35 protein-coding genes and 1 pseudogene are annotated in these 22,844 nt (G+C 61.7%); 34 read left to right on the top strand and 2 right to left on the bottom strand.

Annotated features, from left to right (window positions below):
- Positions 1–306: 306 nt before the first annotated feature.
- From rpsJ to dsbD, 31 genes are all read left to right on the top strand, one after another.
- Positions 307–618, top strand: coding sequence for a 30S ribosomal protein S10 (gene rpsJ / locus C7H84_RS22245; RefSeq protein ID WP_004199280.1), 312 nt, complete (start codon positions 307–309; stop codon positions 616–618).
- Between the two features lie 178 nt (positions 619–796).
- The gene (rplC, locus tag C7H84_RS22240; protein WP_006752926.1) at positions 797–1,447 is read left to right on the top strand and encodes a 50S ribosomal protein L3; all 651 of its coding nucleotides are present in this window, start codon (positions 797–799) and stop codon (positions 1,445–1,447) included.
- Positions 1,447–2,067, top strand: a complete 621-nt coding sequence (gene rplD, locus C7H84_RS22235; RefSeq protein ID WP_006477192.1) for a 50S ribosomal protein L4 — start codon at positions 1,447–1,449, stop codon at positions 2,065–2,067. The genes rplC and rplD overlap by 1 nt, the downstream gene beginning before the upstream one ends.
- Complete coding sequence (rplW, locus tag C7H84_RS22230; protein WP_004199275.1) at positions 2,064–2,378, top strand: 50S ribosomal protein L23; 315 nt, start codon at positions 2,064–2,066, stop codon at positions 2,376–2,378. The genes rplD and rplW overlap by 4 nt, the downstream gene beginning before the upstream one ends.
- Positions 2,379–2,380: 2 nt before the next feature.
- Positions 2,381–3,208: a 50S ribosomal protein L2 gene (rplB, locus tag C7H84_RS22225; protein ID WP_006482900.1), complete on the top strand. Its 828-nt coding sequence runs from the start codon at positions 2,381–2,383 to the stop codon at positions 3,206–3,208.
- 10 nt (positions 3,209–3,218) lie between these two features.
- Positions 3,219–3,494, top strand: coding sequence for a 30S ribosomal protein S19 (gene rpsS, locus C7H84_RS22220; protein ID WP_004199273.1), 276 nt, complete (start codon positions 3,219–3,221; stop codon positions 3,492–3,494).
- A gap of 12 nt (positions 3,495–3,506) precedes the next feature.
- Complete coding sequence (rplV, locus tag C7H84_RS22215; RefSeq protein WP_004199272.1) at positions 3,507–3,836, top strand: 50S ribosomal protein L22; 330 nt, start codon at positions 3,507–3,509, stop codon at positions 3,834–3,836.
- Positions 3,837–3,847: 11 nt separating this feature from the next.
- Complete coding sequence (gene rpsC, locus C7H84_RS22210) at positions 3,848–4,648, top strand: 30S ribosomal protein S3 (RefSeq protein ID WP_006482899.1); 801 nt, start codon at positions 3,848–3,850, stop codon at positions 4,646–4,648.
- Between the two features lie 2 nt (positions 4,649–4,650).
- Positions 4,651–5,067, top strand: coding sequence for a 50S ribosomal protein L16 (rplP, locus tag C7H84_RS22205; RefSeq protein ID WP_006482873.1), 417 nt, complete (start codon positions 4,651–4,653; stop codon positions 5,065–5,067).
- A 9-nt stretch (positions 5,068–5,076) separates the two neighbouring features.
- The gene (gene rpmC, locus C7H84_RS22200; RefSeq protein ID WP_006400652.1) at positions 5,077–5,271 is read left to right on the top strand and encodes a 50S ribosomal protein L29; all 195 of its coding nucleotides are present in this window, start codon (positions 5,077–5,079) and stop codon (positions 5,269–5,271) included.
- A complete protein-coding gene (rpsQ, locus tag C7H84_RS22195) occupies positions 5,268–5,540 on the top strand; it encodes a 30S ribosomal protein S17 (RefSeq protein ID WP_006752928.1) in 273 nt (90 codons plus the stop codon). The genes rpmC and rpsQ overlap by 4 nt, the downstream gene beginning before the upstream one ends.
- 309 nt (positions 5,541–5,849) lie before the next feature.
- Positions 5,850–6,218, top strand: a complete 369-nt coding sequence (gene rplN, locus C7H84_RS22190) for a 50S ribosomal protein L14 (protein WP_006752929.1) — start codon at positions 5,850–5,852, stop codon at positions 6,216–6,218.
- 9 nt (positions 6,219–6,227) lie between these two features.
- Positions 6,228–6,536, top strand: coding sequence for a 50S ribosomal protein L24 (rplX, locus tag C7H84_RS22185; RefSeq protein ID WP_006477187.1), 309 nt, complete (start codon positions 6,228–6,230; stop codon positions 6,534–6,536).
- 16 nt (positions 6,537–6,552) lie between these two features.
- Entirely contained in the window at positions 6,553–7,092 is a 540-nt protein-coding gene (gene rplE / locus C7H84_RS22180; RefSeq protein WP_006477186.1) for a 50S ribosomal protein L5, read from the top strand.
- 7 nt (positions 7,093–7,099) lie between these two features.
- A complete protein-coding gene (gene rpsN / locus C7H84_RS22175; RefSeq protein ID WP_006482884.1) occupies positions 7,100–7,405 on the top strand; it encodes a 30S ribosomal protein S14 in 306 nt (101 codons plus the stop codon).
- A 14-nt stretch (positions 7,406–7,419) separates the two neighbouring features.
- Complete coding sequence (gene rpsH / locus C7H84_RS22170) at positions 7,420–7,815, top strand: 30S ribosomal protein S8 (RefSeq protein WP_006477185.1); 396 nt, start codon at positions 7,420–7,422, stop codon at positions 7,813–7,815.
- A gap of 18 nt (positions 7,816–7,833) precedes the next feature.
- Positions 7,834–8,364: a 50S ribosomal protein L6 gene (rplF, locus tag C7H84_RS22165; RefSeq protein WP_006758786.1), complete on the top strand. Its 531-nt coding sequence runs from the start codon at positions 7,834–7,836 to the stop codon at positions 8,362–8,364.
- Between the two features lie 12 nt (positions 8,365–8,376).
- Positions 8,377–8,742 (top strand): 50S ribosomal protein L18, encoded by a 366-nt coding sequence (gene rplR, locus C7H84_RS22160; protein WP_006477183.1) that lies wholly within the window; start codon positions 8,377–8,379, stop codon positions 8,740–8,742.
- Positions 8,743–8,756: 14 nt separating this feature from the next.
- Entirely contained in the window at positions 8,757–9,275 is a 519-nt protein-coding gene (gene rpsE / locus C7H84_RS22155; protein WP_006752931.1) for a 30S ribosomal protein S5, read from the top strand.
- Between the two features lie 15 nt (positions 9,276–9,290).
- A complete protein-coding gene (rpmD, locus tag C7H84_RS22150; RefSeq protein ID WP_006400644.1) occupies positions 9,291–9,473 on the top strand; it encodes a 50S ribosomal protein L30 in 183 nt (60 codons plus the stop codon).
- A 26-nt stretch (positions 9,474–9,499) separates the two neighbouring features.
- Positions 9,500–9,934 (top strand): 50S ribosomal protein L15, encoded by a 435-nt coding sequence (rplO, locus tag C7H84_RS22145; protein ID WP_059759907.1) that lies wholly within the window; start codon positions 9,500–9,502, stop codon positions 9,932–9,934.
- Between the two features lie 42 nt (positions 9,935–9,976).
- Positions 9,977–11,326, top strand: a complete 1,350-nt coding sequence (secY, locus tag C7H84_RS22140) for a preprotein translocase subunit SecY (protein ID WP_011655761.1) — start codon at positions 9,977–9,979, stop codon at positions 11,324–11,326.
- A gap of 9 nt (positions 11,327–11,335) precedes the next feature.
- Positions 11,336–11,554 (top strand): translation initiation factor IF-1, encoded by a 219-nt coding sequence (gene infA, locus C7H84_RS22135; protein ID WP_004521905.1) that lies wholly within the window; start codon positions 11,336–11,338, stop codon positions 11,552–11,554.
- 20 nt (positions 11,555–11,574) lie between these two features.
- Complete coding sequence (gene rpmJ / locus C7H84_RS22130) at positions 11,575–11,691, top strand: 50S ribosomal protein L36 (protein ID WP_004199844.1); 117 nt, start codon at positions 11,575–11,577, stop codon at positions 11,689–11,691.
- Positions 11,692–11,729: 38 nt separating this feature from the next.
- Positions 11,730–12,095 (top strand): 30S ribosomal protein S13, encoded by a 366-nt coding sequence (gene rpsM, locus C7H84_RS22125; RefSeq protein WP_014898353.1) that lies wholly within the window; start codon positions 11,730–11,732, stop codon positions 12,093–12,095.
- Between the two features lie 28 nt (positions 12,096–12,123).
- Complete coding sequence (gene rpsK, locus C7H84_RS22120) at positions 12,124–12,525, top strand: 30S ribosomal protein S11 (RefSeq protein ID WP_004197937.1); 402 nt, start codon at positions 12,124–12,126, stop codon at positions 12,523–12,525.
- A gap of 156 nt (positions 12,526–12,681) precedes the next feature.
- Positions 12,682–13,305, top strand: coding sequence for a 30S ribosomal protein S4 (gene rpsD, locus C7H84_RS22115; protein WP_006477177.1), 624 nt, complete (start codon positions 12,682–12,684; stop codon positions 13,303–13,305).
- A gap of 124 nt (positions 13,306–13,429) precedes the next feature.
- On the top strand, positions 13,430–14,407 hold the full coding sequence (gene rpoA / locus C7H84_RS22110; RefSeq protein ID WP_006477176.1) for a DNA-directed RNA polymerase subunit alpha: 978 nt from the start codon (positions 13,430–13,432) through the stop codon (positions 14,405–14,407).
- Positions 14,408–14,555: 148 nt separating this feature from the next.
- Positions 14,556–14,951, top strand: coding sequence for a 50S ribosomal protein L17 (gene rplQ, locus C7H84_RS22105; RefSeq protein WP_006477175.1), 396 nt, complete (start codon positions 14,556–14,558; stop codon positions 14,949–14,951).
- A gap of 213 nt (positions 14,952–15,164) precedes the next feature.
- A complete protein-coding gene (gene cutA, locus C7H84_RS22100) occupies positions 15,165–15,491 on the top strand; it encodes a divalent-cation tolerance protein CutA (RefSeq protein ID WP_121860789.1) in 327 nt (108 codons plus the stop codon).
- Positions 15,484–17,316, top strand: coding sequence for a protein-disulfide reductase DsbD (gene dsbD / locus C7H84_RS22095; protein WP_121860788.1), 1,833 nt, complete (start codon positions 15,484–15,486; stop codon positions 17,314–17,316). Before cutA ends, dsbD begins: the two co-directional genes overlap by 8 nt.
- A gap of 96 nt (positions 17,317–17,412) precedes the next feature.
- On the opposite strand, the gene hemB is transcribed toward dsbD, so the two are convergent.
- Positions 17,413–18,411 carry a porphobilinogen synthase gene (gene hemB / locus C7H84_RS22090; protein WP_121860787.1) on the bottom strand — a complete coding sequence of 333 codons (999 nt, stop codon included), beginning with the start codon at positions 18,409–18,411 and terminating at the stop codon, positions 17,413–17,415.
- Between the two features lie 254 nt (positions 18,412–18,665).
- A complete protein-coding gene (yihA, locus tag C7H84_RS22085) occupies positions 18,666–19,325 on the bottom strand; it encodes a ribosome biogenesis GTP-binding protein YihA/YsxC (protein WP_121860786.1) in 660 nt (219 codons plus the stop codon).
- A gap of 217 nt (positions 19,326–19,542) precedes the next feature.
- On the opposite strand from yihA, the gene C7H84_RS22080 reads away from it, so the two are divergent.
- The 3 genes and pseudogenes from C7H84_RS22080 to C7H84_RS22070 form a co-directional block, all read left to right on the top strand.
- Positions 19,543–20,199 carry a c-type cytochrome gene (locus C7H84_RS22080; RefSeq protein ID WP_121860785.1) on the top strand — a complete coding sequence of 219 codons (657 nt, stop codon included), beginning with the start codon at positions 19,543–19,545 and terminating at the stop codon, positions 20,197–20,199.
- Positions 20,200–20,320: 121 nt separating this feature from the next.
- Positions 20,321–22,537, top strand: a complete 2,217-nt coding sequence (locus tag C7H84_RS22075; protein WP_121860784.1) for a cytochrome c biogenesis protein ResB — start codon at positions 20,321–20,323, stop codon at positions 22,535–22,537.
- A gap of 4 nt (positions 22,538–22,541) precedes the next feature.
- Positions 22,542–22,844 (top strand): annotated as a pseudogene (locus tag C7H84_RS22070) (c-type cytochrome biogenesis protein CcsB); the annotation flags it as partial.

The raw sequence follows: 22,844 nt of genomic DNA, 5'->3' as shown, positions 1-22,844 counted from the left end.
GTCGCCAAGATCATCGAGTAATATCGACGATCCGCGGATCCCTTCGGGGTCCGCGATTCCACGGCAGGCAGTCTTGCCGTCGAAACCGGGTGTCCAGTTCGATCTGGCACCCGGTTTTTCTTTGTGGCGTGCCGTCGCGCACATTGACAAACTCGCCCCACCGCGCCGATTTTTCATGTAGAATCGCGGGCTTAGCAGTGGTAATACCGATGGAAACCTGGCGCTTCGCTCCCCGCAGGCAACAGGGTTCGCGTTCTTTTAGTGTCCGGCGATGCAACATCGCCTCGCTCTTTTCAAGGAATCGTCATGCAGCAACAGAAAATCCGCATTCGCCTGAAGGCATTCGACTATCGTCTGATCGATCAATCGGCTGCCGAGATCGTCGATACCGCGAAGCGGACTGGCGCAATCGTCCGTGGCCCGGTGCCGCTGCCGACGCGCATTCAGCGTTTTGACATCCTGCGTTCGCCGCACGTCAACAAGACGTCGCGCGATCAGCTCGAAATCCGTACCCACCAGCGCCTGATGGACATCGTCGATCCGACCGACAAGACGGTTGACGCGCTGATGAAGCTCGATCTGCCGGCTGGCGTCGACGTGGAAATCAAGCTGCAGTAAGGCTTCCAGCGCCAACCGGCTTGTCGGGTGGCGCTAAGTCTTTGTATTGCTTGCGGAAATCGAGAAGTCGGGCTATACTGCTTGGCTTTTCGCGTATTCGCGTAAAAAAGTTGGGCCTTGCGTGCCCGGCATTTTGTAAATCAGCCCCGACCAATCGCAGTCGGGAATGGAGAAAATGATGAGCCTTGGACTCGTAGGTCGCAAGGTTGGCATGACCCGTATCTTCACGGCTGAAGGGGATTCGATTCCCGTCACCGTGCTGGACGTGTCGGACAACCGCGTGACGCAGATCAAGACTGTTGAAACCGACGGCTACACGGCCGTGCAGGTTGCATTCGGCTCCCGCCGCGCATCGCGCGTGACGAAGCCGCTGGCAGGTCATCTCGCCAAAGCCGGTGTCGAAGCCGGTGAAATCCTCAAGGAATTCCGCATTGACGCGGCCAAGGCAGCTGAGCTGTCGAATGGCGCCGTGGTCGGTGCTGATCTTTTCGAAGTAGGCCAGAAGGTCGACGTGCAAGGCGTGTCGATCGGTAAGGGCTACGCCGGTACGATCAAGCGTTACAACTTCTCCTCCGGCCGTGCCACGCACGGTAACTCGCGCTCGCACAATGTGCCGGGCTCGATCGGTATGGCGCAGGATCCGGGTCGTGTTTTCCCGGGTAAGCGCATGACGGGTCACCTCGGTGACGTTACGGTGACGGTGCAGAACCTCGAAATCGCTCGTATCGACGCAGAGCGCAAGCTGCTGCTCGTCAAGGGTGCGATTCCGGGTGCCAAGGGCGGCAAGGTTTTCGTGACGCCGGCCGTCAAGACCAAGGGGGCGAAATAATGGAACTCAAGCTCCTGAATGAAAATGGTCAGGAAGGTGCAGTGGTCAACGCGTCGGACGTCGTGTTCGGTCGTGACTACAACGAAGCGCTGATCCACCAGGTCGTCGTCGCGTACCAGGCGAATGCTCGCCAGGGTAACCGTGCACAGAAGGACCGTGAGCAAGTCAAGCACACCACCAAGAAGCCGTGGCGTCAGAAGGGTACGGGCCGCGCTCGTGCCGGTATGTCGTCGAGCCCGTTGTGGCGTGGCGGTGGTCGCATCTTCCCGAACTCGCCGGAAGAAAACTTCTCGCACAAGGTCAACAAGAAGATGCATCGCGCAGGTCTCTGCTCGATCTTCTCGCAGCTGGCCCGTGAAGGCCGTCTGTCGGTCGTCGAGGACATCATCCTCGAAGCGCCGAAGACCAAGCTGCTGGCTGACAAATTCAAGACCATGGGTCTCGACTCCGTTCTGATCATCACGGACACGGTCGACGAGAACCTGTACCTGGCTTCGCGCAACCTGCCGCACGTGGCGATTGTCGAGCCGCGCTACGCAGACCCGCTGTCGCTGATCTACTTCAAGAAAGTGCTGGTCACGAAGGCTGCGGTCGCCCAGATCGAGGAGTTGCTGTCATGAGCGAGATTCGCAAGAACGATCATCGTTTGATGCAGGTCCTGCTCGCACCGGTGATCTCGGAAAAGGCGACGCTGGTTGCCGACAAGAACGAGCAAGTCGTGTTCGAAGTCGCACCGGATGCCACGAAGCAGGAAGTGAAGGCGGCTGTCGAGCTGCTGTTCAAGGTTGAAGTTGATTCGGTCAACGTGCTGGTTCAGAAGGGCAAGCAAAAGCGCTTCGGCCGTTCGATGGGCCGCCGTAAGGACGTGAAGAAGGCGTACGTTTGCCTGAAGCCCGGCCAGGAAATCAACTTTGAAGCGGAGGCCAAGTAATCATGGCAATCGTTAAAGTTAAGCCGACATCGCCGGGTCGCCGCGCGATGGTCAAGGTGGTCAACAAGAACCTGCACCAGGGCAAGCCGTTCGCGGCACTGCTCGACTCGCAGAGCTCGACCGCCGGCCGTAACAACAACGGTCGTATCACCACGCGTCACAAGGGTGGTGGTCACAAGCAGCACTACCGTATCGTCGATTTCCGTCGCACGAAGGACGGCATCCCGGCAAAGGTCGAACGCCTCGAGTACGACCCGAACCGTAGCGCGAACATCGCGCTGGTGCTCTACGCAGACGGCGAGCGTCGCTACATCATCGCCCCGAAGGGCCTGACCGTCGGCCAACAGCTGATGTCGGGTTCGGAAGCGCCGATCCGTGCAGGCAACACGCTGCCGATCCGCAACATTCCGGTCGGTACGACGATCCACTGCATCGAGATGCTGCCGGGCAAGGGCGCGCAAATGGCGCGTTCGGCTGGCACGTCGGCCATGCTGCTGGCACGTGAAGGCGTCTACGCGCAGGTTCGTCTGCGTTCGGGCGAAATCCGCCGCGTGCACATCGAGTGCCGTGCAACGATTGGTGAAGTCGGCAACGAAGAGCATAGCCTACGCCAGATCGGCAAGGCTGGCGCGAACCGCTGGCGCGGTATCCGCCCGACGGTGCGTGGCGTTGCGATGAACCCGGTCGATCACCCGCACGGTGGTGGTGAGGGCAAGACGGCTGCAGGTCGCGACCCGGTGAGCCCGTGGGGTACGCCGGCTAAGGGTTACCGCACCCGCAGCAACAAGCGCACGACGACGATGATCGTCCAGCGCCGTCACAAGCGTTAAGGAGTAGGCAATGGCACGTTCTGTTAAAAAAGGTCCGTTCTGCGACGCCCATTTGCTGAAGAAAGTTGAGGCGGCTGCAGCTTCGCGCGACAAAAAGCCGATCAAGACCTGGTCGCGTCGCTCGACGATTCTGCCGGATTTCATCGGCCTGACGATCGCTGTTCACAACGGCCGTCAACACGTTCCGGTGTACATCTCGGAAAACATGGTCGGCCACAAGCTTGGCGAGTTCGCACTGACCCGTACGTTCAAGGGTCACGCAGCCGACAAGAAGGCCAAGAAATAAGGGGCAATCAAGATGGAAGTGAAAGCAATTCATCGCGGTGCCCGCATCTCGGCGCAAAAAACGCGCCTTGTGGCTGACCAGATCCGCGGTTTGCCGGTCGACAAGGCGCTGAACGTTCTGACGTTCTCGCCGAAGAAGGCGGCTGGCATCGTGAAGAAGGTTGTGCTGTCGGCAATCGCGAATGCGGAGCACAACGAAGGCGCTGATATCGACGAGCTCAAGATCAAGAGCATCTACGTCGACAAGGCTGCATCGCTCAAGCGTTTCACCGCGCGCGCCAAGGGCCGCGGTAACCGCATCGAGAAGCAATCCTGTCACATCACTGTGACGGTCGGGAATTAAGGAGCCATACGATGGGACAGAAAATTCATCCGACTGGCTTCCGCCTGGCTGTCAGCCGCAATTGGGCTTCGCGTTGGTACGCGAACAACAACAATTTCGCGGCGATGCTGCAGGAAGACATCGGTGTTCGTGAGTACCTGAAGAAGAAGCTGAAGAACGCTTCGGTCGGTCGGGTCGTCATCGAGCGTCCGGCAAAGAACGCGCGCATCACGATTTACAGCTCGCGTCCGGGCGTCGTCATCGGCAAGAAGGGCGAGGATATCGAACAGCTGAAGACGGAACTGCAACGCCGCATGGGCGTGCCGGTTCACGTCAACATCGAAGAAATCCGCAAGCCGGAAACCGATGCGCAACTGATCGCTGACTCGATCACGCAACAGCTCGAGCGCCGGATCATGTTCCGTCGCGCGATGAAGCGTGCGATGCAGAACGCGATGCGTCTGGGTGCCCAGGGCATCAAGATCATGAGCGCGGGCCGTCTGAACGGTATCGAAATCGCTCGTACGGAGTGGTATCGCGAAGGTCGCGTGCCCCTTCATACGCTGCGTGCCGACATCGACTACGCAACCTCGGAAGCGAAGACGACCTACGGGATCATCGGTGTCAAGGTGTGGGTGTACAAGGGCGACACGCTCGGCCGCAACGACGCGCCGGTGGTCGAAGAAGTAGCCGAAGACAAGCGTCCGCGTCGCAATGCGCGTCCGGGCGACCGTCGTCCGCGCCGTGACGGCGAAGGCGGCGCTCCGGGTGCTCGTCGTGGCGCACCGCGCCGTGGCGCCGGCAAGCCGGAAGACGGCAAGACTGGAGAATAACGATGCTGCAACCGAAACGCAGGAAGTATCGCAAAGAGCAGAAGGGTCGTAACACCGGCAAGGCGACGCGCGGCAACGCAGTGTCGTTCGGTGAATTCGGCCTGAAGGCGATCGGTCGCGGTCGTTTGACCGCACGTCAGATTGAAGCGGCGCGTCGTGCAATGACGCGTCACATCAAGCGTGGCGGCCGCATCTGGATCCGGATCTTCCCGGACAAGCCGATTTCGCAAAAGCCGGCAGAAGTGCGTATGGGTAACGGTAAGGGTAACCCGGAGTACTACGTCGCGGAAATCCAGCCGGGCAAGATGCTCTATGAAATGGACGGCGTAACCGAAGAACTGGCACGCGAAGCGTTCCGTCTGGCTGCAGCCAAGCTGCCGCTGAAGACGGCGTTCATCGTGCGCCAGCTCGGCGCCTAAGGAGAAAACATGAAGGCTTCCGAACTTCTCCAGAAAGACCAGGCCGCGCTCAACAAGGAGCTGGCGGACCTGCTGAAGGCGCAATTCGGCCTGCGCATGCAACTCGCGACCCAGCAGCTCACGAACACGAGCCAGCTGAAGAAGGTTCGTCGCGACATCGCACGTGTGCGGACCGTCATGACTCAGAAGGCGAACCAGAAATGAACGATAGCGTGAAAACCTCGCTGAAGCGGACGCTGGTCGGTCGGGTCGTCAGCAACAAGATGGACAAGACCGTCACCGTGCTGATCGAGCACCGCGTCAAGCACCCGATCTACGGCAAGTATGTCGTGCGCTCGAAGAAGTACCACGCGCATGATGAAGCGAACACCTGCAACGAAGGCGATCTCGTCGAAATCCAGGAAACTCGTCCTGTTTCGAAGACGAAGGCCTGGACGGTGTCGCGCCTCGTCGAAGCAGCTCGCGTCATCTAAGCGGGCAGCGCAGTAGGCAGTAACAGGCACTTCGCCAAGAAGTGCTTGAAATCGCAAAGTTTTTGCTTGCGTGACCAGGGTTATTTGTTATAATCCTGGTCTTCCCTCTTTATGGGAGCCCCGTCGCGGGCGAAGTTGGTGGGGGAAGCGGACTGGCGCCAGCCTGTCCGAAAGATTCACCGAATTGCGATGGCGGGTTTCGTTTGCCGTCGCTGCTGTTCCAACCCAAGCAGCCGATTGGCTGACGGGACCAAGACTGACCGAATGCATCATGGTGGTGCATCCGGATTAAGTTGGGAAAGACAAACCATGATCCAGACCGAATCTCGGCTCGAAGTAGCCGACAACACGGGTGCACGTGAAGTCATGTGCATCAAGGTGCTCGGCGGCTCGAAGCGTCGTTATGCCGGCATTGGCGACATCATCAAGGTGACCGTCAAAGAAGCAACGCCGCGCGGGCGCGTGAAGAAAGGCGAAATCTACAACGCCGTGGTGGTCCGCACCGCCAAGGGCGTTCGCCGTCAAGACGGCTCGCTGATCAAGTTCGACGGCAACGCCGCTGTGCTTTTGAATAACAAGCTTGAGCCGATCGGCACCCGTATCTTCGGGCCGGTCACGCGTGAGCTGCGTAGCGAACGATTCATGAAGATCGTTTCGCTGGCGCCGGAAGTGCTGTAAGGAGTCGCGATGAACAAGATTCGCAAAGGTGACGAAGTTATCGTCGTCACTGGCAAAGACAAGGGCAAGCGCGGCGTCGTGCTGGCTGTCGGTGCTGAACATGTGACGGTTGAAGGTATCAACCTCGTCAAGAAGCATGTGAAGCCGAACCCGATGAAGGGTACGACGGGCGGCGTGGAAGCGAAGACGATGCCCCTGCATATTTCGAACGTCGCACTGGTCGACGCGAATGGCAAGGCGTCGCGTGTTGGCATCAAGGTCGAGGAAGGCAAGAAGGTTCGCTTCCTGAAGACGACCGGTGCCGTACTGAGCGCCTGACGCAGCGGAGTAAAAAATGGCTCGTTTTCAAGAGTTTTACAAAGAAAAGGTTGTGCCCGGCCTGATCGAGAAGTTCGGTTACAAGTCGGTCATGGAAGTGCCGCGCATCACCAAGATCACGCTGAACATGGGTCTTGGCGAAGCGATCGCTGACAAGAAGATCATCGAGAACGCCGTTGGCGACCTCACGAAGATCGCCGGTCAGAAACCGGTCGTCACGAAGGCACGCAAGGCAATCGCAGGCTTCAAGATCCGCCAGGGTTACCCGATCGGCGCGATGGTGACGCTGCGCGGCCAGGCGATGTATGAATTCCTCGACCGTTTCGTGACCGTTGCCCTGCCCCGCGTGCGTGACTTCCGCGGCGTGTCGGGTCGTGCCTTCGATGGCCGCGGCAACTACAACATCGGTGTGAAAGAGCAGATCATTTTCCCCGAAATCGACTACGACAAGATCGACGCACTGCGTGGGCTGAACATCAGCATCACGACGACTGCGAAGACCGACGACGAAGCAAAGGCTCTGCTCGCCAGCTTCAAGTTCCCGTTCAGAAACTGAGGTTACCGTGGCTAAACTGGCACTGATCGAACGTGAAAAGAAGCGCGCCCGCCTGGTCGCGAAGTTCGCAGCAAAGCGCGAAGCGCTGAAGGCGATCGTCGAAGACCAAAGCAAGTCGGAAGAAGAGCGCTACGAAGCACGCCTTGAGCTGCAGCAACTGCCCCGCAACGCAAACCCGACCCGCCAGCGTAACCGCTGCGCGATCACGGGCCGTCCGCGTGGCACGTTCCGTAAATTCGGCCTCGCGCGTAACAAGATTCGTGAAATCGCATTCCGTGGCGAGATTCCTGGCCTGACCAAGGCGAGCTGGTAATAGGAGAAACGTAAATGAGCATGAGTGATCCTATCGCCGATATGCTGACTCGCATCCGCAACGCGCAGATGGTCGAGAAGGTATCGGTCGCGATGCCCTCGTCGAAGGTCAAGGTTGCAATCGCGCAAGTCCTCAAGGACGAAGGTTATATCGACGATTTCGCTGTCAAGGCGGAAGGTGCGAAGTCCGAACTGAATATCGCGCTGAAGTACTACGCAGGTCGCCCGGTCATCGAACGCCTCGAGCGCGTGTCGAAGCCTGGTCTGCGCGTGTACCGCGGCCGTAACGACATTCCGCAGGTCATGAACGGCCTGGGTGTGGCAATCGTGTCGACGCCGAAGGGCGTGATGACCGACCGCAAGGCGCGCGCTACCGGCGTCGGCGGCGAAGTCATCTGCTACGTTGCTTAAAGCCGAGGAGAGAGAAACATGTCTCGAGTAGGTAAGAGCCCGATCGCGCTGCAAGGCGCGGAAGTCAAGCTGGCCGACGGTGCTATCACCGTCAAGGGCCCGCTGGGCACCATCACGCAAGCGATCAATCCGCTCGTGAACGTGGCGAACAACGACGGCACGCTGAATCTGTCGCCGGTCGACGAAAGCCGCGAAGCAAATGCACTGTCGGGCACGATGCGCGCGATCATCGCGAATGCCGTGCACGGCGTGACCAAGGGTTTCGAGCGCAAGCTGACGCTGGTTGGCGTCGGTTATCGTGCGCAAGCGCAAGGCGACAAGCTGAACCTGTCGCTGGGTTTCTCGCACCCGGTGGTGCACCAGATGCCGGAAGGCGTCAAGGCTGAAACCCCGACGCAAACCGAAATCGTGATCAAGGGGATCAACAAGCAACAAGTCGGTCAAGTAGCTGCGGAAGTTCGCGGTTACCGTCCGCCGGAGCCCTACAAGGGCAAGGGCGTGCGCTATTCCGACGAGGTTGTGATCCTCAAAGAAACGAAGAAGAAGTAAGGGTGCGCAATCATGGATAAGACTCAATCTCGCCTGCGCCGCGCTCGCCAGACGCGTATCAAGATCGCTGAGCTGCAGGTCGCGCGTCTCGCCGTGCATCGCACGAACACGCACATCTACGCTCAAGTGTTCTCGCCGTGCGGCACCAAGGTGCTCGCCAGCGCGTCGACGCTCGAAGCAGAAGTGCGCGCAGAACTGGCCGACAAGTCGGGCAAGGGCGGCAACGTCAATGCCGCGACGCTGATCGGCAAGCGTATTGCCGAAAAGGCAAAGGCTGCCGGCATCGAATCCGTCGCCTTCGACCGCTCGGGCTTCCGCTACCATGGCCGCGTCAAGGCGCTGGCTGAGGCAGCTCGCGAAGCTGGGCTCAAGTTCTAAGGAAGGAATTCGTCATGGCAAAGATGCAAGCGAAAGTTCAGGCTGACGAGCGCGACGACGGCCTTCGCGAAAAGATGATTTCGGTCAATCGCGTGACCAAGGTCGTGAAGGGTGGCCGTATTCTCGGCTTCGCCGCACTGACCGTGGTTGGCGATGGTGATGGCCGCATCGGTATGGGCAAGGGCAAGGCGAAGGAAGTGCCGGTCGCTGTCCAGAAGGCAATGGAACAAGCTCGCCGCAACATGTTCAAGGTGCCGCTCAAGAACGGCACGCTGCAGCACGAAGTGCACGGCAAGCATGGCGCATCCGCTGTCCTCCTCGCTCCGGCGAAGGCAGGTACGGGCGTGATCGCCGGCGGCCCGATGCGCGCAGTGTTCGACGTGATGGGCGTTCAGAACGTCGTGGCGAAGAGCCACGGTTCGACGAACCCGTACAACCTCGTTCGCGCCACGCTGGACGGCCTGCGCAAGCAGTCGACCCCGGCAGACATCGCGGCGAAGCGCGGCAAGTCCGTCGAAGATATTTTGGGCTAAGCCCGGGTGGTCACCATGTCTGAAAAAACTGTCAAGGTTCAGCTCGTCAAGAGCCTGATCGGGACCCGCGAATCGCACCGCGCGACCGTGCGTGGCCTGGGCCTGCGCCGACTCAACTCGGTTAGCGAGCTGCAGGACACGCCGGCGGTCCGCGGCATGATCAACAAGGTCTCGTACCTCGTTAAGGTCATCGCGTAAGCGGCCCTACGGATCAAGGAGTTGATATGGAATTGAATAACCTTAAGCCGGCCGCTGGTGCAAAGCACGCCAAGCGTCGCGTCGGTCGTGGCATCGGTTCGGGCCTCGGCAAGACGGCTGGCCGTGGTCACAAGGGTCAGAAATCGCGTTCGGGCGGCTTCCACAAAGTCGGCTTCGAAGGCGGTCAGATGCCGCTGCAACGTCGTCTGCCGAAGCGCGGCTTCACGTCGCTGACGAAGGAATTCGTCGGTGAAGTGCGCCTGGGCGACCTCGAGAAGCTGCCGGTCGATGAAGTCGATCTGCTCGCACTGAAGCAAGCCGGCCTGGTCGGCGAGCTGACGAAGAGCGCAAAGATCATCGCGACGGGCGAACTGAAGCGCAAGATCGTCGTGAAGGGTCTCGGTGCCACCAAGGGTGCGCGCGCTGCGATCGAAGCGGCTGGCGGTTCGTTCGCCGAGTGACACGCGTAGCGCGTCGTTACTTGCATTCATCGGAGAAGGTACTTGGCTAACAGCCCGAGTCTTGCAAAACCCGGTCGAAGCACGGCGAAATTCGGCGATCTGCGTCGGCGAGCGATGTTCCTGCTCCTGGCGCTGATCGTCTATCGCATCGGCGCGCACATCCCCGTGCCGGGCATCGATCCGGATCAACTGGCGAAGCTGTTCCAGAGCCAGGCGGGCGGCATCCTGGGCATGTTCAACATGTTCTCGGGCGGCGCGCTTTCCCGCTTCACGATCTTTGCGCTGGGGATCATGCCGTACATCTCGGCGTCGATCATCATGCAGCTGTTGGCGATCGTCTCGCCGCAGCTCGAGGCGCTGAAGAAGGAAGGGCAGGCAGGGCAACGGAAGATCACGCAGTACACGCGGTATTTCACCGTGGTGCTCGCGACCTTCCAGGCGTTCGGTATCGCGGCTGCGCTGGAAAACCAGCCGGGCCTCGTGATCGACCCCGGCATGCTGTTCCGTCTGACGACGGTCGTGACGCTGGTTACCGGCACGATGTTCCTGATGTGGCTGGGTGAGCAGATCACCGAGCGTGGTCTGGGCAACGGCATCTCGATCATCATCTTCGGCGGGATCGCAGCAGGGTTCCCGAATGCCGTCGGTGGGCTGTTCGAGCTGGTGCGTACGGGTTCGATGAGCATCATTTCGGCGATCATCATCGTCGTTCTGATCGCCGCGGTGACTTACCTGGTCGTGTTCATCGAACGCGGTCAGCGCAAGATCCTCGTGAACTACGCGAAGCGCCAGGTCGGCAACAAGATCTACGGTGGACAGTCGTCGCACTTGCCGCTGAAGCTGAACATGTCGGGTGTGATTCCGCCGATCTTCGCATCGTCGATCATCCTGTTTCCGGCCACGATTCTCGGCTGGTTCAGCACGGGTCAGCCGACGGGGAGCTGGATCTCCAACACGTTGCATAACGTCGCGGAGGCGCTGAAGCCGGGTCAGCCGGTCTATGTGCTGCTGTACACGCTGGCAATCGTGTTTTTCTGCTTCTTCTACACCGCGCTGGTGTTCAACAGCAGGGAAACCGCGGACAACCTGAAGAAGAGCGGCGCGTTTGTTCCGGGCATTCGTCCGGGCGATCAGACCGCACGATATATCGACCGCATCCTCACGCGTCTGACGCTGGCCGGTGCGATCTACATCGTCTTCGTGTGTCTGCTGCCGGAATTCCTGGTGCTGCGCTGGAACGTGCCGTTTTATTTTGGTGGAACGTCGCTGCTGATCATTGTCGTCGTCACGATGGACTTCATGGCGCAGGTGCAGTCGTACGTTATGTCGCAACAGTATGAGTCGCTGCTCAAGAAGGCAAACTTCAAGGGCGGCAACATCCCAATGCGTTAATTCAGGACTATGGCCAAAGACGATGTAATCCAGATGCAGGGTGAGGTGATCGAAAACCTTCCGAATGCGACCTTCCGCGTGAAGCTGGAAAACGGCCATGTCGTGTTGGGGCATATCTCCGGGAAGATGCGGATGCACTACATCCGCATCCTGCCGGGCGACAAGGTCACGGTTGAATTGACGCCTTACGATCTGTCTCGTGCGCGGATCGTGTTCCGGGCGAAGTGATTTGAAAAAAGGGTATTATCATGAAAGTGATGGCATCGGTTAAGCGCATTTGCCGCAATTGCAAGATCATCAAGCGCAAAGGCGTCGTTCGCGTGATCTGCAGCTCGGATCCGCGCCACAAGCAGCGCCAAGGCTGACCGCGCGTTTGTTTGCGCTTTTTGTTTGAGGAAAAACAATGGCTCGTATCGCAGGGGTTAACATCCCGAATCACCAGCATACCGAGATCGGCCTGACGGCAATCTTCGGTATCGGCCGCACGCGCTCGCGCAGCATCTGCGTGGCGTCTGGCGTGGAATTCTCGAAGAAGGTCAAGGACCTGACCGACGCAGACCTCGAAAAGCTGCGTGAAGAAGTGGGCAAGTTCATCGTCGAAGGCGATCTGCGCCGTGAAGTGACGATGAACATCAAGCGCCTGATGGACCTCGGTTGCTACCGTGGTGTCCGTCATCGCAAGGGCCTGCCGATGCGCGGTCAGCGTACGCGTACGAACGCACGTACCCGCAAGGGTCCGCGTCGTGCAGCGCAAGCGCTGAAGAAGTAAGCGGAACTGACAGTTACAGGAAAACGTAATGGCTAAGGCTTCGAACACCGCGGCGCAACGCGTTCGCAAGAAGGTTAAGAAGAACGTCGCTGAAGGCGTGGTTCACGTTCACGCGTCGTTCAACAACACGATCATCACGATCACCGATCGCCAGGGCAATGCACTGGCATGGGCGACGTCGGGCGGCCAGGGCTTCAAGGGCTCGCGGAAGTCGACGCCGTTCGCTGCTCAGGTTGCTGCTGAGTCGGCCGGTCGCGTGGCGATGGAATATGGCGTGAAGAATCTGGAAGTGCGGATCAAGGGCCCGGGCCCGGGTCGTGAGTCGGCAGTGCGTGCACTGCATGGCCTCGGCATCAAGATCACCGCGATTTCGGACGTCACCCCGATTCCGCACAACGGCTGCCGTCCGCCGAAGCGCCGTCGTATCTAAGAATGCTGCTGGCACGTTCGTGCTGGCGCATTTGCCTGTCGCCGCGTAGCGTCGACGGGCGTTGCTTTTTTGATTGACTAAGCCCACCGTTCGCCCCAAAGGGCGCGAACTAGCGCGGATCTCGATCCGCGTGACTGATTGATAAAGGAATGCAAAGTGGCACGTTATATCGGCCCCAAGGCCAAGCTGTCCCGCCGTGAAGGCACCGACCTGTTCCTGAAGAGCGCGCGCCGCTCGCTCGCCGACAAGTGCAAGCTCGACAGCAAGCCGGGTCAGCACGGCCGTACCTCGGGCGCACGTACGTCCGACTATGGTACGCAGCTGCGCGAAAAGCAGAAGGTCAAGCGTATTTACGGCGTCCTGGAGCGTCAGTTCCGCCGCTACTTCGCTGAAGCCGACCGCCGCAAGGGCAACACGGGTGAAAACCTGCTGCAACTGCTCGAGTCGCGTCTCGACAACGTCGTGTATCGCATGGGCTTCGGCTCGACCCGCGCTGAAGCGCGTCAGCTCGTGAGCCACAAGTCGATCACGGTGAACGGCGTCGTCGCGAACGTCCCGTCGCAGCAAGTGAAGGCGGGTGACGTCGTCGCGATCCGCGAAAAGGCGAAGAAGCAGGCGCGTATCGTCGAAGCGCTGTCGCTGGCCGAGCAAGGCGGCATGCCGAGCTGGGTTGCAGTCGATGCGAAGAAGTTCGAAGGCACGTTCAAGCAGATGCCGGAACGCGCTGAAATCGCAGGCGACATCAACGAAAGCCTGATCGTCGAATTGTATTCGCGTTAATCCGATTGACGGCCGAGGTACCCCGATTGCGTTTCGCAAGGAGGGGCCTCGGCTGTTTATTTTCTGGTTGTTACCGGTCAGCCTTATCGGTGTAACGAGCCGAGGGTATTGAAAAGGAAAGCCCATGCAAACCAGTTTGCTGAAACCCAAGATCATCGCCGTGGAATCGCTGGGCGAGAACCACGCGAGGGTGGTCATGGAACCGTTCGAACGCGGTTACGGCCACACCTTGGGCAACGCGCTTCGCCGCGTGCTGCTGTCGTCGATGGTTGGCTACGCGCCGACCGAAGTGACGATCGCAGGCGTGGTGCACGAGTACTCGACGCTTGATGGCGTGCAAGAGGACGTCGTCAACCTGCTGCTGAACCTGAAGGGTGTGGTGTTCAAGCTGCACAACCGTGACGAAGTGACGGTGACCCTGCGCAAGGAAGGCGAAGGCGTCGTCACGGCCGGCGATATCGAGCTGGCGCACGATTGCGAAGTCATCAACCCGAATCACGTGATCGCACACCTGTCGAAGGGCGGCAAGCTCGACGTTCAGATCAAGATCGAAAAGGGTCGCGGCTATGTGCCCGGCAACGTCCGTCGCTACGGCGAAGACACGGCCAAGATCATCGGCCGCATCGTCCTCGACGCATCGTTCTCGCCGGTTCGCCGCGTGAGCTATGCCGTTGAAAGCGCACGTGTCGAGCAGCGTACCGACCTCGACAAGCTCGTGATGAACATCGAGACGAGCGGCGTGATCACCCCGGAAGAGGCGATCCGTCAATCGGCCCGCATCCTGGTCGACCAGCTGTCCGTGTTCGCGGCACTGGAAGGCACGGAAACGGCTGCCGAGGCACCGTCGCGTGCACCGCAGATCGATCCGATCCTGCTGCGTCCGGTGGACGATCTCGAACTGACGGTTCGTTCGGCGAACTGCCTGAAGGCCGAGAACATCTACTACATCGGCGACCTGATCCAGCGCACGGAAAACGAGCTGCTGAAGACGCCGAACCTCGGTCGCAAGTCGCTCAACGAGATCAAGGAAGTGCTCGCTTCGCGCGGTCTCACGCTGGGCATGAAGCTCGAAAACTGGCCGCCGGCTGGTCTCGACAAGTAAGCCCGCCTGTAGCTCGGCTATAGCGGTAGTTGGCAAAGATGCGGATTTTCCTTTAAAATCCGCATCTTGCTTTTTTTCGTTACCGGCCCGTGCGCCCCAAGGGTGCGATAGAAGAGCTGGATCAAAACTTTGAATCAAGGAAACTGAAATGCGCCATCGTCATGGTCTGCGGAAACTGAACCGCACGAGCAGCCACCGTCTGGCTATGCTCCGTAACATGTCCAACTCGCTGATCGAGCACGAAGTCATCAAGACGACGCTGCCGAAGGCGAAGGAACTCCGTAAAGTCGTCGAGCCGCTGATCACGCTCGGCAAGAAGCCGTCGCTGGCAAACCGTCGCCTGGCGTTCAACCGCCTGCGCGATCGTGACTCGGTGGCGAAGCTGTTCGACGTGCTCGGTCCGCGTTTCGCGAACCGTCCGGGCGGCTACCTGCGCGTGCTGAAGTTCGGCTTCCGCGTCGGCGACAACGCACCGATGGCACTGGTCGAGCTGCTCGATCGTCCGGAAGTCGACGAAACGGAAAACGTGCAAGAAGCTGAGTAAGCTTCCGGTACGCAGCAGTATCTGAAAGGGGCCAAGCAATTGCTTGGCCCTTTTTGTTTGTGGCGCCGCCCCGGCTGCGATCGATTGTCGCAGGCCGCTGCCGGCAGTGTCGCGCGCGCTGCGCTACGATACGGAACTGTCGACTTGGGCCTTTCCTCTGATGGGCGGCGTCGGCAGCGGCGAAAGCCGGTAAAGCCAGCCAGGAGGGCGCGTATGGTGGTGGTGTTGATGCTGACGACGGTGCCCGATGCGGCGACGGCTGAAGCGCTCGCCAGCGGCGCGCTCGATGCGCGGCTGGCCGCGTGCGTGTCCGAGCTCGGCGCGATCAAGTCGCGCTACCACTGGCAGGGCAAGGTCGAAACGGCCGACGAGATCCAGTTGCTGTTCAAGACGAGCCCCGTGCGCTCGCTCGAACTGGAGCGATTTATTCTCGCGCATCATCCATACGAGACGCCGGAAATCGTCTCGTGGCAGGCCGCGGCCTCGGCTGCGTACGGCCAGTGGGTGACCAGCGAAACTCAACGTTTATTTCATGTTTAACGGTATGGCGCTTTCCGTGCGCGTGCGCGCGTTGCGGCTCCTCGCAGTCCTGTTGTCGCTCATGGTCGTGCTGGGCGGCCCGTCGCTCGCGCGCGCGGCCGACGATTTCCTCGATCCGTCGGTGGCGTTCAAGTTCAGCGCGAGCGAATCGCCCGGGCAGGTGGACGTCCGCTTCAAGGTCGCCCACGGCTACTACCTGTACCGCGAGCGGTTCGCGTTCGCGGTGAAGAGCGGCCAGGCGACGCTCGGCGACCCGCAATTTCCCGCCGGCCATGTGAAGTTCGACCAGACGTTCCAGAAGGAAGTCGAAACCTATCGCGACGAAGTCGTGATTCACGTGCCGGTCAAGCAGGCCGCGGGGCCGTTCGAGCTCGCGGTGACGTCCCAGGGGTGCGCCGACGAAGGAATTTGCTATCCGCCGGCCGAGCACGTCGTGAAGATCGATGGCGCGGCGCTCGGCGCAGCCGCGCCGGCCGACAGCACCGCGGGGTCGGGCAGCTGGTTCGACAAGGTCACGAGCGCGGATTTCGCGCAGTCGCTGCTCGAGGGGCACGGATTCTTCACGATCGTCGCGCTGTATTTCGTCGCGGGCGTCGTGCTGAGTCTCCTGCCGTGTTCGTATCCGATGATTCCGATCGTGTCCGCGATCATCATCGGTCAGGGAACGCGCGCAACGCATGCGCGCGGCTTCGCGCTGTCGCTGACCTACGTGGTCGGTATGGCGCTCGTTTATACGGTGCTCGGCATCGCTGCCGCGCTCGTCGGTCAGAGCCTCGGCGCATGGCTGCAGAACCCGTGGGTGCTCGGCGCGTTCGGCGTGCTGCTCACGGCATTCGCGATATCGCTGATCTCCGGCAAGGACATCGCGCTACCCGAGCGCTGGCAGAACGGCGCGGCCGAAGCGTCGAGCGCGCGCCGGGGCGGCCACTTCGTCGCGGTCGCCGCGATGGGCGCACTGTCGGCGCTGGTCGTCGGCGCATGCATGACGGCGCCGCTGTTCGCGGTCCTTGCGTTCATTGCACATACCGGCAACGCGCTGCTCGGCGGCGGTGCGCTGTTCGCGATGGGGCTGGGGCTCGGCGTGCCGCTGCTCGTCGTCGGCATCGGCGCCGGCACGGTGCTGCCGCGCGCGGGCGCATGGATGGACGGCGTGAAGGTGTTCTTCGGCATCGTGCTGCTCGCCGCCGCGCTGTGGATCGTGTGGCCGGTGCTCGCGGGCGGCCTGAAGATGGTGCTCGCCGCGTTGTGGCTGCTCGTCGCGGCCGCGGCGCTCGGCCTGTTCACGCCGCATGCCGGCGCCGCGTCGATCTGGCGCCGGCTCGGCCGGGGCCTTGGCGCTGCACTCGCGATCTGGGCGGCGACGCTCCTCGTCGGTCTCGCGGCGGGGTCCAACGACCCCGTGAAGCCGCTGGCCATTCTCGCGGCACGTACGGTGGCGTCGGGCGATGCGGCGCCGGGACAGGCGGGCCCCGCGTTCGCGTCGGTGCGCTCGAGCGGCGAACTCGACACGCTGCTGAAGACGTCGGGCCAGCCCGTGATGCTCGACTTCTACGCCGACTGGTGCGTGAGCTGCAAGGAGATGGAGCATCTGACGTTCACCGATTCACGCGTGCAGGCGCGCCTCGCGCGGCTTCACCTCGTGCGTGCGGACGTCACCGCGAACAATCCGGACGACCAGGCGCTGCTCAAGCGCTTCAACCTGTTCGGCCCGCCGGGGATCATCTTCTTCGATCGCAACGGCAACGAGATCGGCCGCGTGGTCGGCTATCAGGCGGCCGAGACGTTCCTGCGCAGTCTCGATCGCGCGGCGGTACCGACGGTGTAGCTTGACCGGCCACGCCACGGGCCACGGATGCCGATAAAAAAACGGCGGGACACCGAAGTGTCCCGCCGTTTTTGTTGATGCCTGCTGCCCCGCGGCTTAGCGTTGCGCTTTCAGCAAACGGGCGGCGTCGAGCGCGAAGTACGTGAGCACGCCGTCGGCGCCCGCGCGCTTGAAAGCGAGCAGCGATTCGAGCACGACCTTGTCGTGGTCGAGCCAGCCGTTCATCGCGGCGGCCTTCAGCATCGCGTATTCGCCGCTCACCTGGTACACGTAGGTCGGGAAGCGGAACTCGTCCTTCACGCGACGCACGATGTCGAGATACGGCATGCCGGGCTTGACCATCACCATGTCGGCGCCTTCGTCGATGTCGAGGCGCACTTCGCGCAGCGCTTCGTCGCTGTTCGCCGGATCCATCTGGTAGGTCATCTTGTTGCCCTTGCCCAGGTTCGACGCCGAGCCGACCGCATCGCGGAACGGGCCGTAGAACGCCGACGCGAACTTGGCCGAGTAGGCCATGATGCGCGTATGGATGTGGCCGTCGCTTTCCAGCATTTCGCGAACCGCGCCGATGCGGCCGTCCATCATGTCCGACGGCGCGACGATGTCGACGCCGGCTTCCGCCTGCGCACGTGCCTGGTCGACCAGGATCTCGATCGTGTCGTCGTTGATCACGTAGCCGTTTTCATCGAGCACGCCGTCCTGGCCGTGGCTCGTGTACGGGTCGAGCGCGACGTCGGTCAGCACGCCGAGTTCGGGGAAACGCTTTTTCAGTTCGCGCACCGCGCGCGGAATCAGGCCTTCCGGATTGGCCGCTTCGCGGCCGTCGGGCGTCTTCAGCGACGGCTCGATGGCCGGGAACAGCGACAGCACGGGTACGCCGAGCTCGACGCACTGCTCGGCGACATGCATCAGCAGATCGACCGACACGCGCTCGACGCCGGGCATCGACGGGACGCTCTGGCGTTCGTTGGTGCCGTCGACGACGAACACCGGATAGATCAGGTCGTCGGTGGTCAGGCGGTTTTCGCGCATCAGGCGGCGGGAGAAGTCGTCGCGGCGCATCCGGCGCGGACGATGAAGCGGATGGAAGCTCATGGCGATTTGGCAGAAATCAGGGCAAGAAGGACCTTACGGAACCCTTAGGTCATTTTCGAGATCGTTGGTATATGATAGCGATCGAGCGGCACGCGTCGCGTGTTGCTCCCCGCTTCTCCTCCCTGAGCGGGTGCCTGTCGTTATTCGATTAGGCTGTTTGACCCGCCGTTCAAACGGCGGGTTTTTTTATGTGCCGGCCGAATCCACAGGTGCCGTCAGGTGCGCACGGCCGATCCCGGCCGCACGTTGCCCGCTCATTTTGCTACAGGCTCGCTGTTTTCGTCGGCGACGGAAGGCCGCAGCCAGCTCTCGATCAGCACGTGCGCGTCGTCGAGCCCCGTGCGCTTCAGCGCCGAGAACAGCTGGACGGTCAGCTTGCCCTTCACGCCCTGGTCGCGATACGCGTCGAGCCCCTTTTGCGTGTTCCGCAGCGCGTTGATGCTTTCCTGGCGCGTCAATTTGTCGCACTTCGTCAGCAGCGTGTGGATCGGCTTGCCGGTCGGGGCAAACCACTCGATCATCCGGCGATCGAGGTCGGTCAGCGGACGGCGCGAATCCATCATCAGGATCAGCCCGCACAGCTGCGAACGGGTCGCGAGATAGGACGACAGCAGCATTTCCCAGTGGGCCTTCGCGGCCCCCGGCACTTCCGCATAGCCGTAGCCGGGCAGGTCGACGAGGTTCGCGACGGGCTCGTCGGCCGGGCCGACGGAGAAATAGTTGATGTGCTGCGTGCGGCCGGGCGTCTTGGACGCGAACGCGAGCCGCTTCTGGTTGCACAGCACGTTGATCGCCGTCGATTTGCCGGCATTCGAGCGGCCCGCGAACGCGATTTCCGGTTGCACCGTCGGCGGCAGGTCGCGCAAATGGTTGACGGTCGTGTAGAAGCGGGCTTGATGGAGCAAAAAGGCCATGGGGAAACCGGTGGGACGGGGCGGCGCGAGCCGCTGGGTGGAGGCGGGGTAGCCCCGATAGGCGCGGGAGCTTTCAGCGCGATATTGTACAATACGGCGGTTTTGCCGAAGGGCTGCGGGCGCCTGCCTCGCGCTTTTATGCAGCTTCTGCGGTAGACTGGTCGACGTCGTTTTTTGCAGAACCTCAAATTCCCACAAGACGAAACAGGGTGTGCGAATGAATCGACTGTGCAAGTCTCTGATGGTGCTTCAGGTTGCAGCAGGGTTCGTAGGTTTCGTAGCGGAGGCAAGCGCGGCGGATGCGGCCAAGAAGGCGGATCTCGACCGCGGCAAGGCGATTGCCGGGCAGGTTTGCGCGTCGTGTCACGGCGCCGACGGCAACAGCGCGTCGGGCAGTTTCCCGAAGCTCGCCGGCCAGCATCCCGAATATCTGGTCAAGCAGTTGAACGACTTCAAGGCCCAGCCCGGCGCGAAGGGGCCGGCGCGGACCAATCCGGTGATGGTCGGGTTCGCGAGCGCGTTGAGTGCGGACGACATGCGCAACGTCGCCGCGTATTACGGCTCACAGACGACGAAGCTCGGCACCGCACGCGATGCGGCGACCGTGCCGATCGGCCAGAAGATCTATCGCGGCGGCATCGCGGAAAAAGGTGTACCCGCCTGCGCGAGCTGCCACGGGCCCACGGGGCAGGGGTTGCCGGTCCAGTACCCGCGTCTGTCGGGGCAGTGGGCCGATTACACGGTGGCCCAGTTGACCGCGTTCCAGCAAGGTGTCGGTGCGCGTAACAACAACGAGGCGATGCATCAGATCGCATCGCGTCTGTCGGACAACGAGATCAAGGCCGTCGCGGATTACATCGCGGGGCTGCGTTGAACGGACCGTCGCGAATGGAATGACCGGGCGCCCGAAGGGCGGCCGGAGTCAGAACAAGAAAAGGGTGGGGCGCCGCACGAGTGCGGCCGCCTTGCCCTTTTTTGTTGTCAGTGGAGTTTGAATGAGCGTTACCACGTCGGGGTTGCAGTCGAAGTCGGGGCAGAGTGTGTCCAAGCGCGCGGTCGAGCTGGTGAGCTCGATGCGCTTCGCGATCGCGCTGCTGGTGGTGCTGTCGATCGCGAGCATCATCGGCACGGTCCTGACCCAGGACGACCCGTATCCGAACTATGTGAACCAGTTCGGGCCGTTCTGGGCGGACATCTTCCGCTCGCTGAGCCTGTACAACGTGTACAGCGCGTGGTGGTTCATGCTGATCCTGATCTTCCTCGTCGTGTCGATCTCGCTGTGCGTGATCCGTAACGCGCCGAAGATGCTGGCAGACGCGAAGAGCTGGAAGGACAAGGTCCGCGAAGGCAGCCTGCGCGCGTTCCATCACAAGGCAGAATACACGGCGCCGGGCACGCGCGCGAACGTCGCGGCCACGCTCGCGACGTTCGTCGGCAAGGCCGGCTACAAGCACGTCGTGCGCGAAACCGACGGCGCGACGCTGATTTCCGCGAAGCGCGGCGCGCTGACGAAGTGGGGTTACATCTCCGCGCACCTCGCGATCGTCGTGATCTGTATCGGCGGCCTGCTCGACAGCAACCTGCCGATCAAATTCCAGATGTGGATGTTCGGCAAGAGCCCGGTCAACACGAGCGCGACCATCAGCGAGATCTCGCCCGACCATCGGTTGTCCACGTCCAACCCGACGTTCCGCGGCTACGCGTGGGTGCCGGAAGGCCAGTTCGTGTCGACCGCGATCCTTAACCAGCCGAGCGGCTCGCTGATCCAGGACCTGCCGTTCTCGATCCAGCTGAACAAGTTCATCGTCGACTACTACACGACCGGGATGCCGAAGCTGTTCGCGAGCGACATCGTCGTGATCGATCGCGAGACGGGGCAGAAGATCCCGGCGCGCGTCGAGGTCAACAAGCCGTTCACGTACAAGGGCGTGTCGATCTACCAGTCGAGCTTCCAGGACGGCGGCTCGCAGATGCAGATGACGGCCTACCCGATGACGGGCGACAACGCGAAGACCTTCGCGGTGAAGGGCACGATCGGCAGTACGGCGCCGCTGCAGATGCCGGGCAGCGACGGCGACACGATCGAGTTCTCCGACTTCCGTGCGATCAACGTCGAGAACATGGCCGATGCGAGCGGCAAGGCGGACGTGCGCGGCGTCGCGAAGACGGACTCGCTGAAGGAAGTGTTCGACGAGCGGCTCGGTTCGGGCGCGAAGACGTCGAAGCCGATGCAGCTCCACAACGTCGGCCCGTCGGTGCAGTACAAGATTCGCGGCAAGGACGGCCAGGCGCGCGAGTTCAACAACTACATGCTGCCGGTCGACATGGGCGGCGCGCGCGTGTTCCTCGCCGGCGTGCGCGCGAGCCCGAACGATCCGTTCCGCTACATGCGCATTCCGGCCGACAGCCAGGACTCGATCGGCGAATGGATGCGCGTGCGCGCGGCGCTCGAGGATCCGGCCGTGCGTGCCGACGCCGCCGCGCGTTTCGCGCAACGCTCGCTGCCGACGACCGAAGCGGCGCTGCGCAGCCGGCTGCAGGACAGCGCGTTCAAGGTATTGACCCTCTTTGCTGCAGGTGACGACAGCGTCGGCCGCGGCGCCGACGGCCAACCGATCGGCGGCTTCCAGGCCGTGGCGACCTTCATCGACCGTTCGGTGCCGAAGGCCGAGCAGGAAAAGGCGGCCAGCCTGCTGCTGCGCATGCTCGAGGGTTCGATGTGGGAAGTCTGGCAGATCGCGCGCGAGCGCGCCGGGGAGCCGGCCGCCCAGCAGGGCACCGACACGATCCGCTTCGTGCAGAACGCGATCAATGCGCTATCCGACAGCTTCTTGTATGGATCGCCGGTCTATTTGCAGCTTGACTCCTTCAAGCAGGTGCAAGCTTCGGTATTTCAGTTGACGCGCGCGCCCGGCAAGAATCTGGTGTATCTTGGCAGCCTGCTGTTGGTCGCCGGCATCTTCTCGATGTTCTATGTGCGCGAGCGCCGCCTGTGGTTCTGGCTCAAGGATGCCGGCCCGAACGTCGAAGTGGTGATGGCGATGTCCACGGCCCGCAAGACCTTCGATTTCGAGAAAGAATTCGTGCAGACGCGCGACGCGGCCGGCGCCGCCTTGCGCGCCACACCGCGCGATGCCGCGCCGGCCGGTGCGGCAGCGACTGCCCGCCCGCCTGCCGGCGGCGGTTCTGATTCCGAGAATTCCACCCGGTAACATCATGGATCTCACGCAAGCTTCCTCTTCCCATTCGCGGCCGGTGCAGGCCCCGAATCCGGCGCCGTTGTTCGACGATCGTCCGTTCCTCGCCCGCCTGTCGATCATCGACTGGCTGTTCGCCCTGGCCCTCGTGGTCGGCGCGGGCTATGCGTTCGTGCATTACAACGAGCACATGAATTACTACGACAAGGCGGTGATGATCGGCACGGTGCCGGCGCTTGTCGTGCTCGGCTGGCGCTGGAAGCCCGCGCGGCTGATGATGGCGTCGATCGCGGTGCTGTCGCTGCTGTCGATCCAGATCTAC

The sequence above is a fragment of the Burkholderia sp. Nafp2/4-1b genome, assembly GCF_003635165.1.
Lineage (GTDB): Bacteria > Pseudomonadota > Gammaproteobacteria > Burkholderiales > Burkholderiaceae > Burkholderia.
This window is presented reverse-complemented; position numbering and strand designations above follow the sequence as displayed.

Coding starts and splice junctions, on each gene's coding strand:
- rplB (WP_006482900.1), top strand. CDS start 2,381: ATGGCAATCGTTAAAGTTAAGCCGACATCGCCGGGTCGCCGCGCGATG.
- rpmJ (WP_004199844.1), top strand. CDS start 11,575: ATGAAAGTGATGGCATCGGTTAAGCGCATTTGCCGCAATTGCAAGATC.
- rplE (WP_006477186.1), top strand. CDS start 6,553: ATGGCTCGTTTTCAAGAGTTTTACAAAGAAAAGGTTGTGCCCGGCCTG.
- rplW (WP_004199275.1), top strand. CDS start 2,064: ATGAGCGAGATTCGCAAGAACGATCATCGTTTGATGCAGGTCCTGCTC.
- rpoA (WP_006477176.1), top strand. CDS start 13,430: ATGCAAACCAGTTTGCTGAAACCCAAGATCATCGCCGTGGAATCGCTG.
- rpsK (WP_004197937.1), top strand. CDS start 12,124: ATGGCTAAGGCTTCGAACACCGCGGCGCAACGCGTTCGCAAGAAGGTT.
- rplV (WP_004199272.1), top strand. CDS start 3,507: ATGGAAGTGAAAGCAATTCATCGCGGTGCCCGCATCTCGGCGCAAAAA.
- infA (WP_004521905.1), top strand. CDS start 11,336: ATGGCCAAAGACGATGTAATCCAGATGCAGGGTGAGGTGATCGAAAAC.
- rplO (WP_059759907.1), top strand. CDS start 9,500: ATGGAATTGAATAACCTTAAGCCGGCCGCTGGTGCAAAGCACGCCAAG.
- cutA (WP_121860789.1), top strand. CDS start 15,165: ATGGTGGTGGTGTTGATGCTGACGACGGTGCCCGATGCGGCGACGGCT.
- rplC (WP_006752926.1), top strand. CDS start 797: ATGAGCCTTGGACTCGTAGGTCGCAAGGTTGGCATGACCCGTATCTTC.
- rplF (WP_006758786.1), top strand. CDS start 7,834: ATGTCTCGAGTAGGTAAGAGCCCGATCGCGCTGCAAGGCGCGGAAGTC.
- dsbD (WP_121860788.1), top strand. CDS start 15,484: ATGTTTAACGGTATGGCGCTTTCCGTGCGCGTGCGCGCGTTGCGGCTC.
- rpmD (WP_006400644.1), top strand. CDS start 9,291: ATGTCTGAAAAAACTGTCAAGGTTCAGCTCGTCAAGAGCCTGATCGGG.
- rpsH (WP_006477185.1), top strand. CDS start 7,420: ATGAGCATGAGTGATCCTATCGCCGATATGCTGACTCGCATCCGCAAC.
- rplN (WP_006752929.1), top strand. CDS start 5,850: ATGATCCAGACCGAATCTCGGCTCGAAGTAGCCGACAACACGGGTGCA.
- rpsS (WP_004199273.1), top strand. CDS start 3,219: ATGGCACGTTCTGTTAAAAAAGGTCCGTTCTGCGACGCCCATTTGCTG.
- rplD (WP_006477192.1), top strand. CDS start 1,447: ATGGAACTCAAGCTCCTGAATGAAAATGGTCAGGAAGGTGCAGTGGTC.
- rpsJ (WP_004199280.1), top strand. CDS start 307: ATGCAGCAACAGAAAATCCGCATTCGCCTGAAGGCATTCGACTATCGT.
- rplX (WP_006477187.1), top strand. CDS start 6,228: ATGAACAAGATTCGCAAAGGTGACGAAGTTATCGTCGTCACTGGCAAA.
- rpsC (WP_006482899.1), top strand. CDS start 3,848: ATGGGACAGAAAATTCATCCGACTGGCTTCCGCCTGGCTGTCAGCCGC.
- hemB (WP_121860787.1), bottom strand. CDS start 18,411: ATGAGCTTCCATCCGCTTCATCGTCCGCGCCGGATGCGCCGCGACGAC.
- rpmC (WP_006400652.1), top strand. CDS start 5,077: ATGAAGGCTTCCGAACTTCTCCAGAAAGACCAGGCCGCGCTCAACAAG.
- yihA (WP_121860786.1), bottom strand. CDS start 19,325: ATGGCCTTTTTGCTCCATCAAGCCCGCTTCTACACGACCGTCAACCAT.
- C7H84_RS22075 (WP_121860784.1), top strand. CDS start 20,321: ATGAGCGTTACCACGTCGGGGTTGCAGTCGAAGTCGGGGCAGAGTGTG.
- rpsQ (WP_006752928.1), top strand. CDS start 5,268: ATGAACGATAGCGTGAAAACCTCGCTGAAGCGGACGCTGGTCGGTCGG.
- rpsE (WP_006752931.1), top strand. CDS start 8,757: ATGGCAAAGATGCAAGCGAAAGTTCAGGCTGACGAGCGCGACGACGGC.
- rplR (WP_006477183.1), top strand. CDS start 8,377: ATGGATAAGACTCAATCTCGCCTGCGCCGCGCTCGCCAGACGCGTATC.
- C7H84_RS22080 (WP_121860785.1), top strand. CDS start 19,543: ATGAATCGACTGTGCAAGTCTCTGATGGTGCTTCAGGTTGCAGCAGGG.
- rpsM (WP_014898353.1), top strand. CDS start 11,730: ATGGCTCGTATCGCAGGGGTTAACATCCCGAATCACCAGCATACCGAG.
- rplP (WP_006482873.1), top strand. CDS start 4,651: ATGCTGCAACCGAAACGCAGGAAGTATCGCAAAGAGCAGAAGGGTCGT.
- rplQ (WP_006477175.1), top strand. CDS start 14,556: ATGCGCCATCGTCATGGTCTGCGGAAACTGAACCGCACGAGCAGCCAC.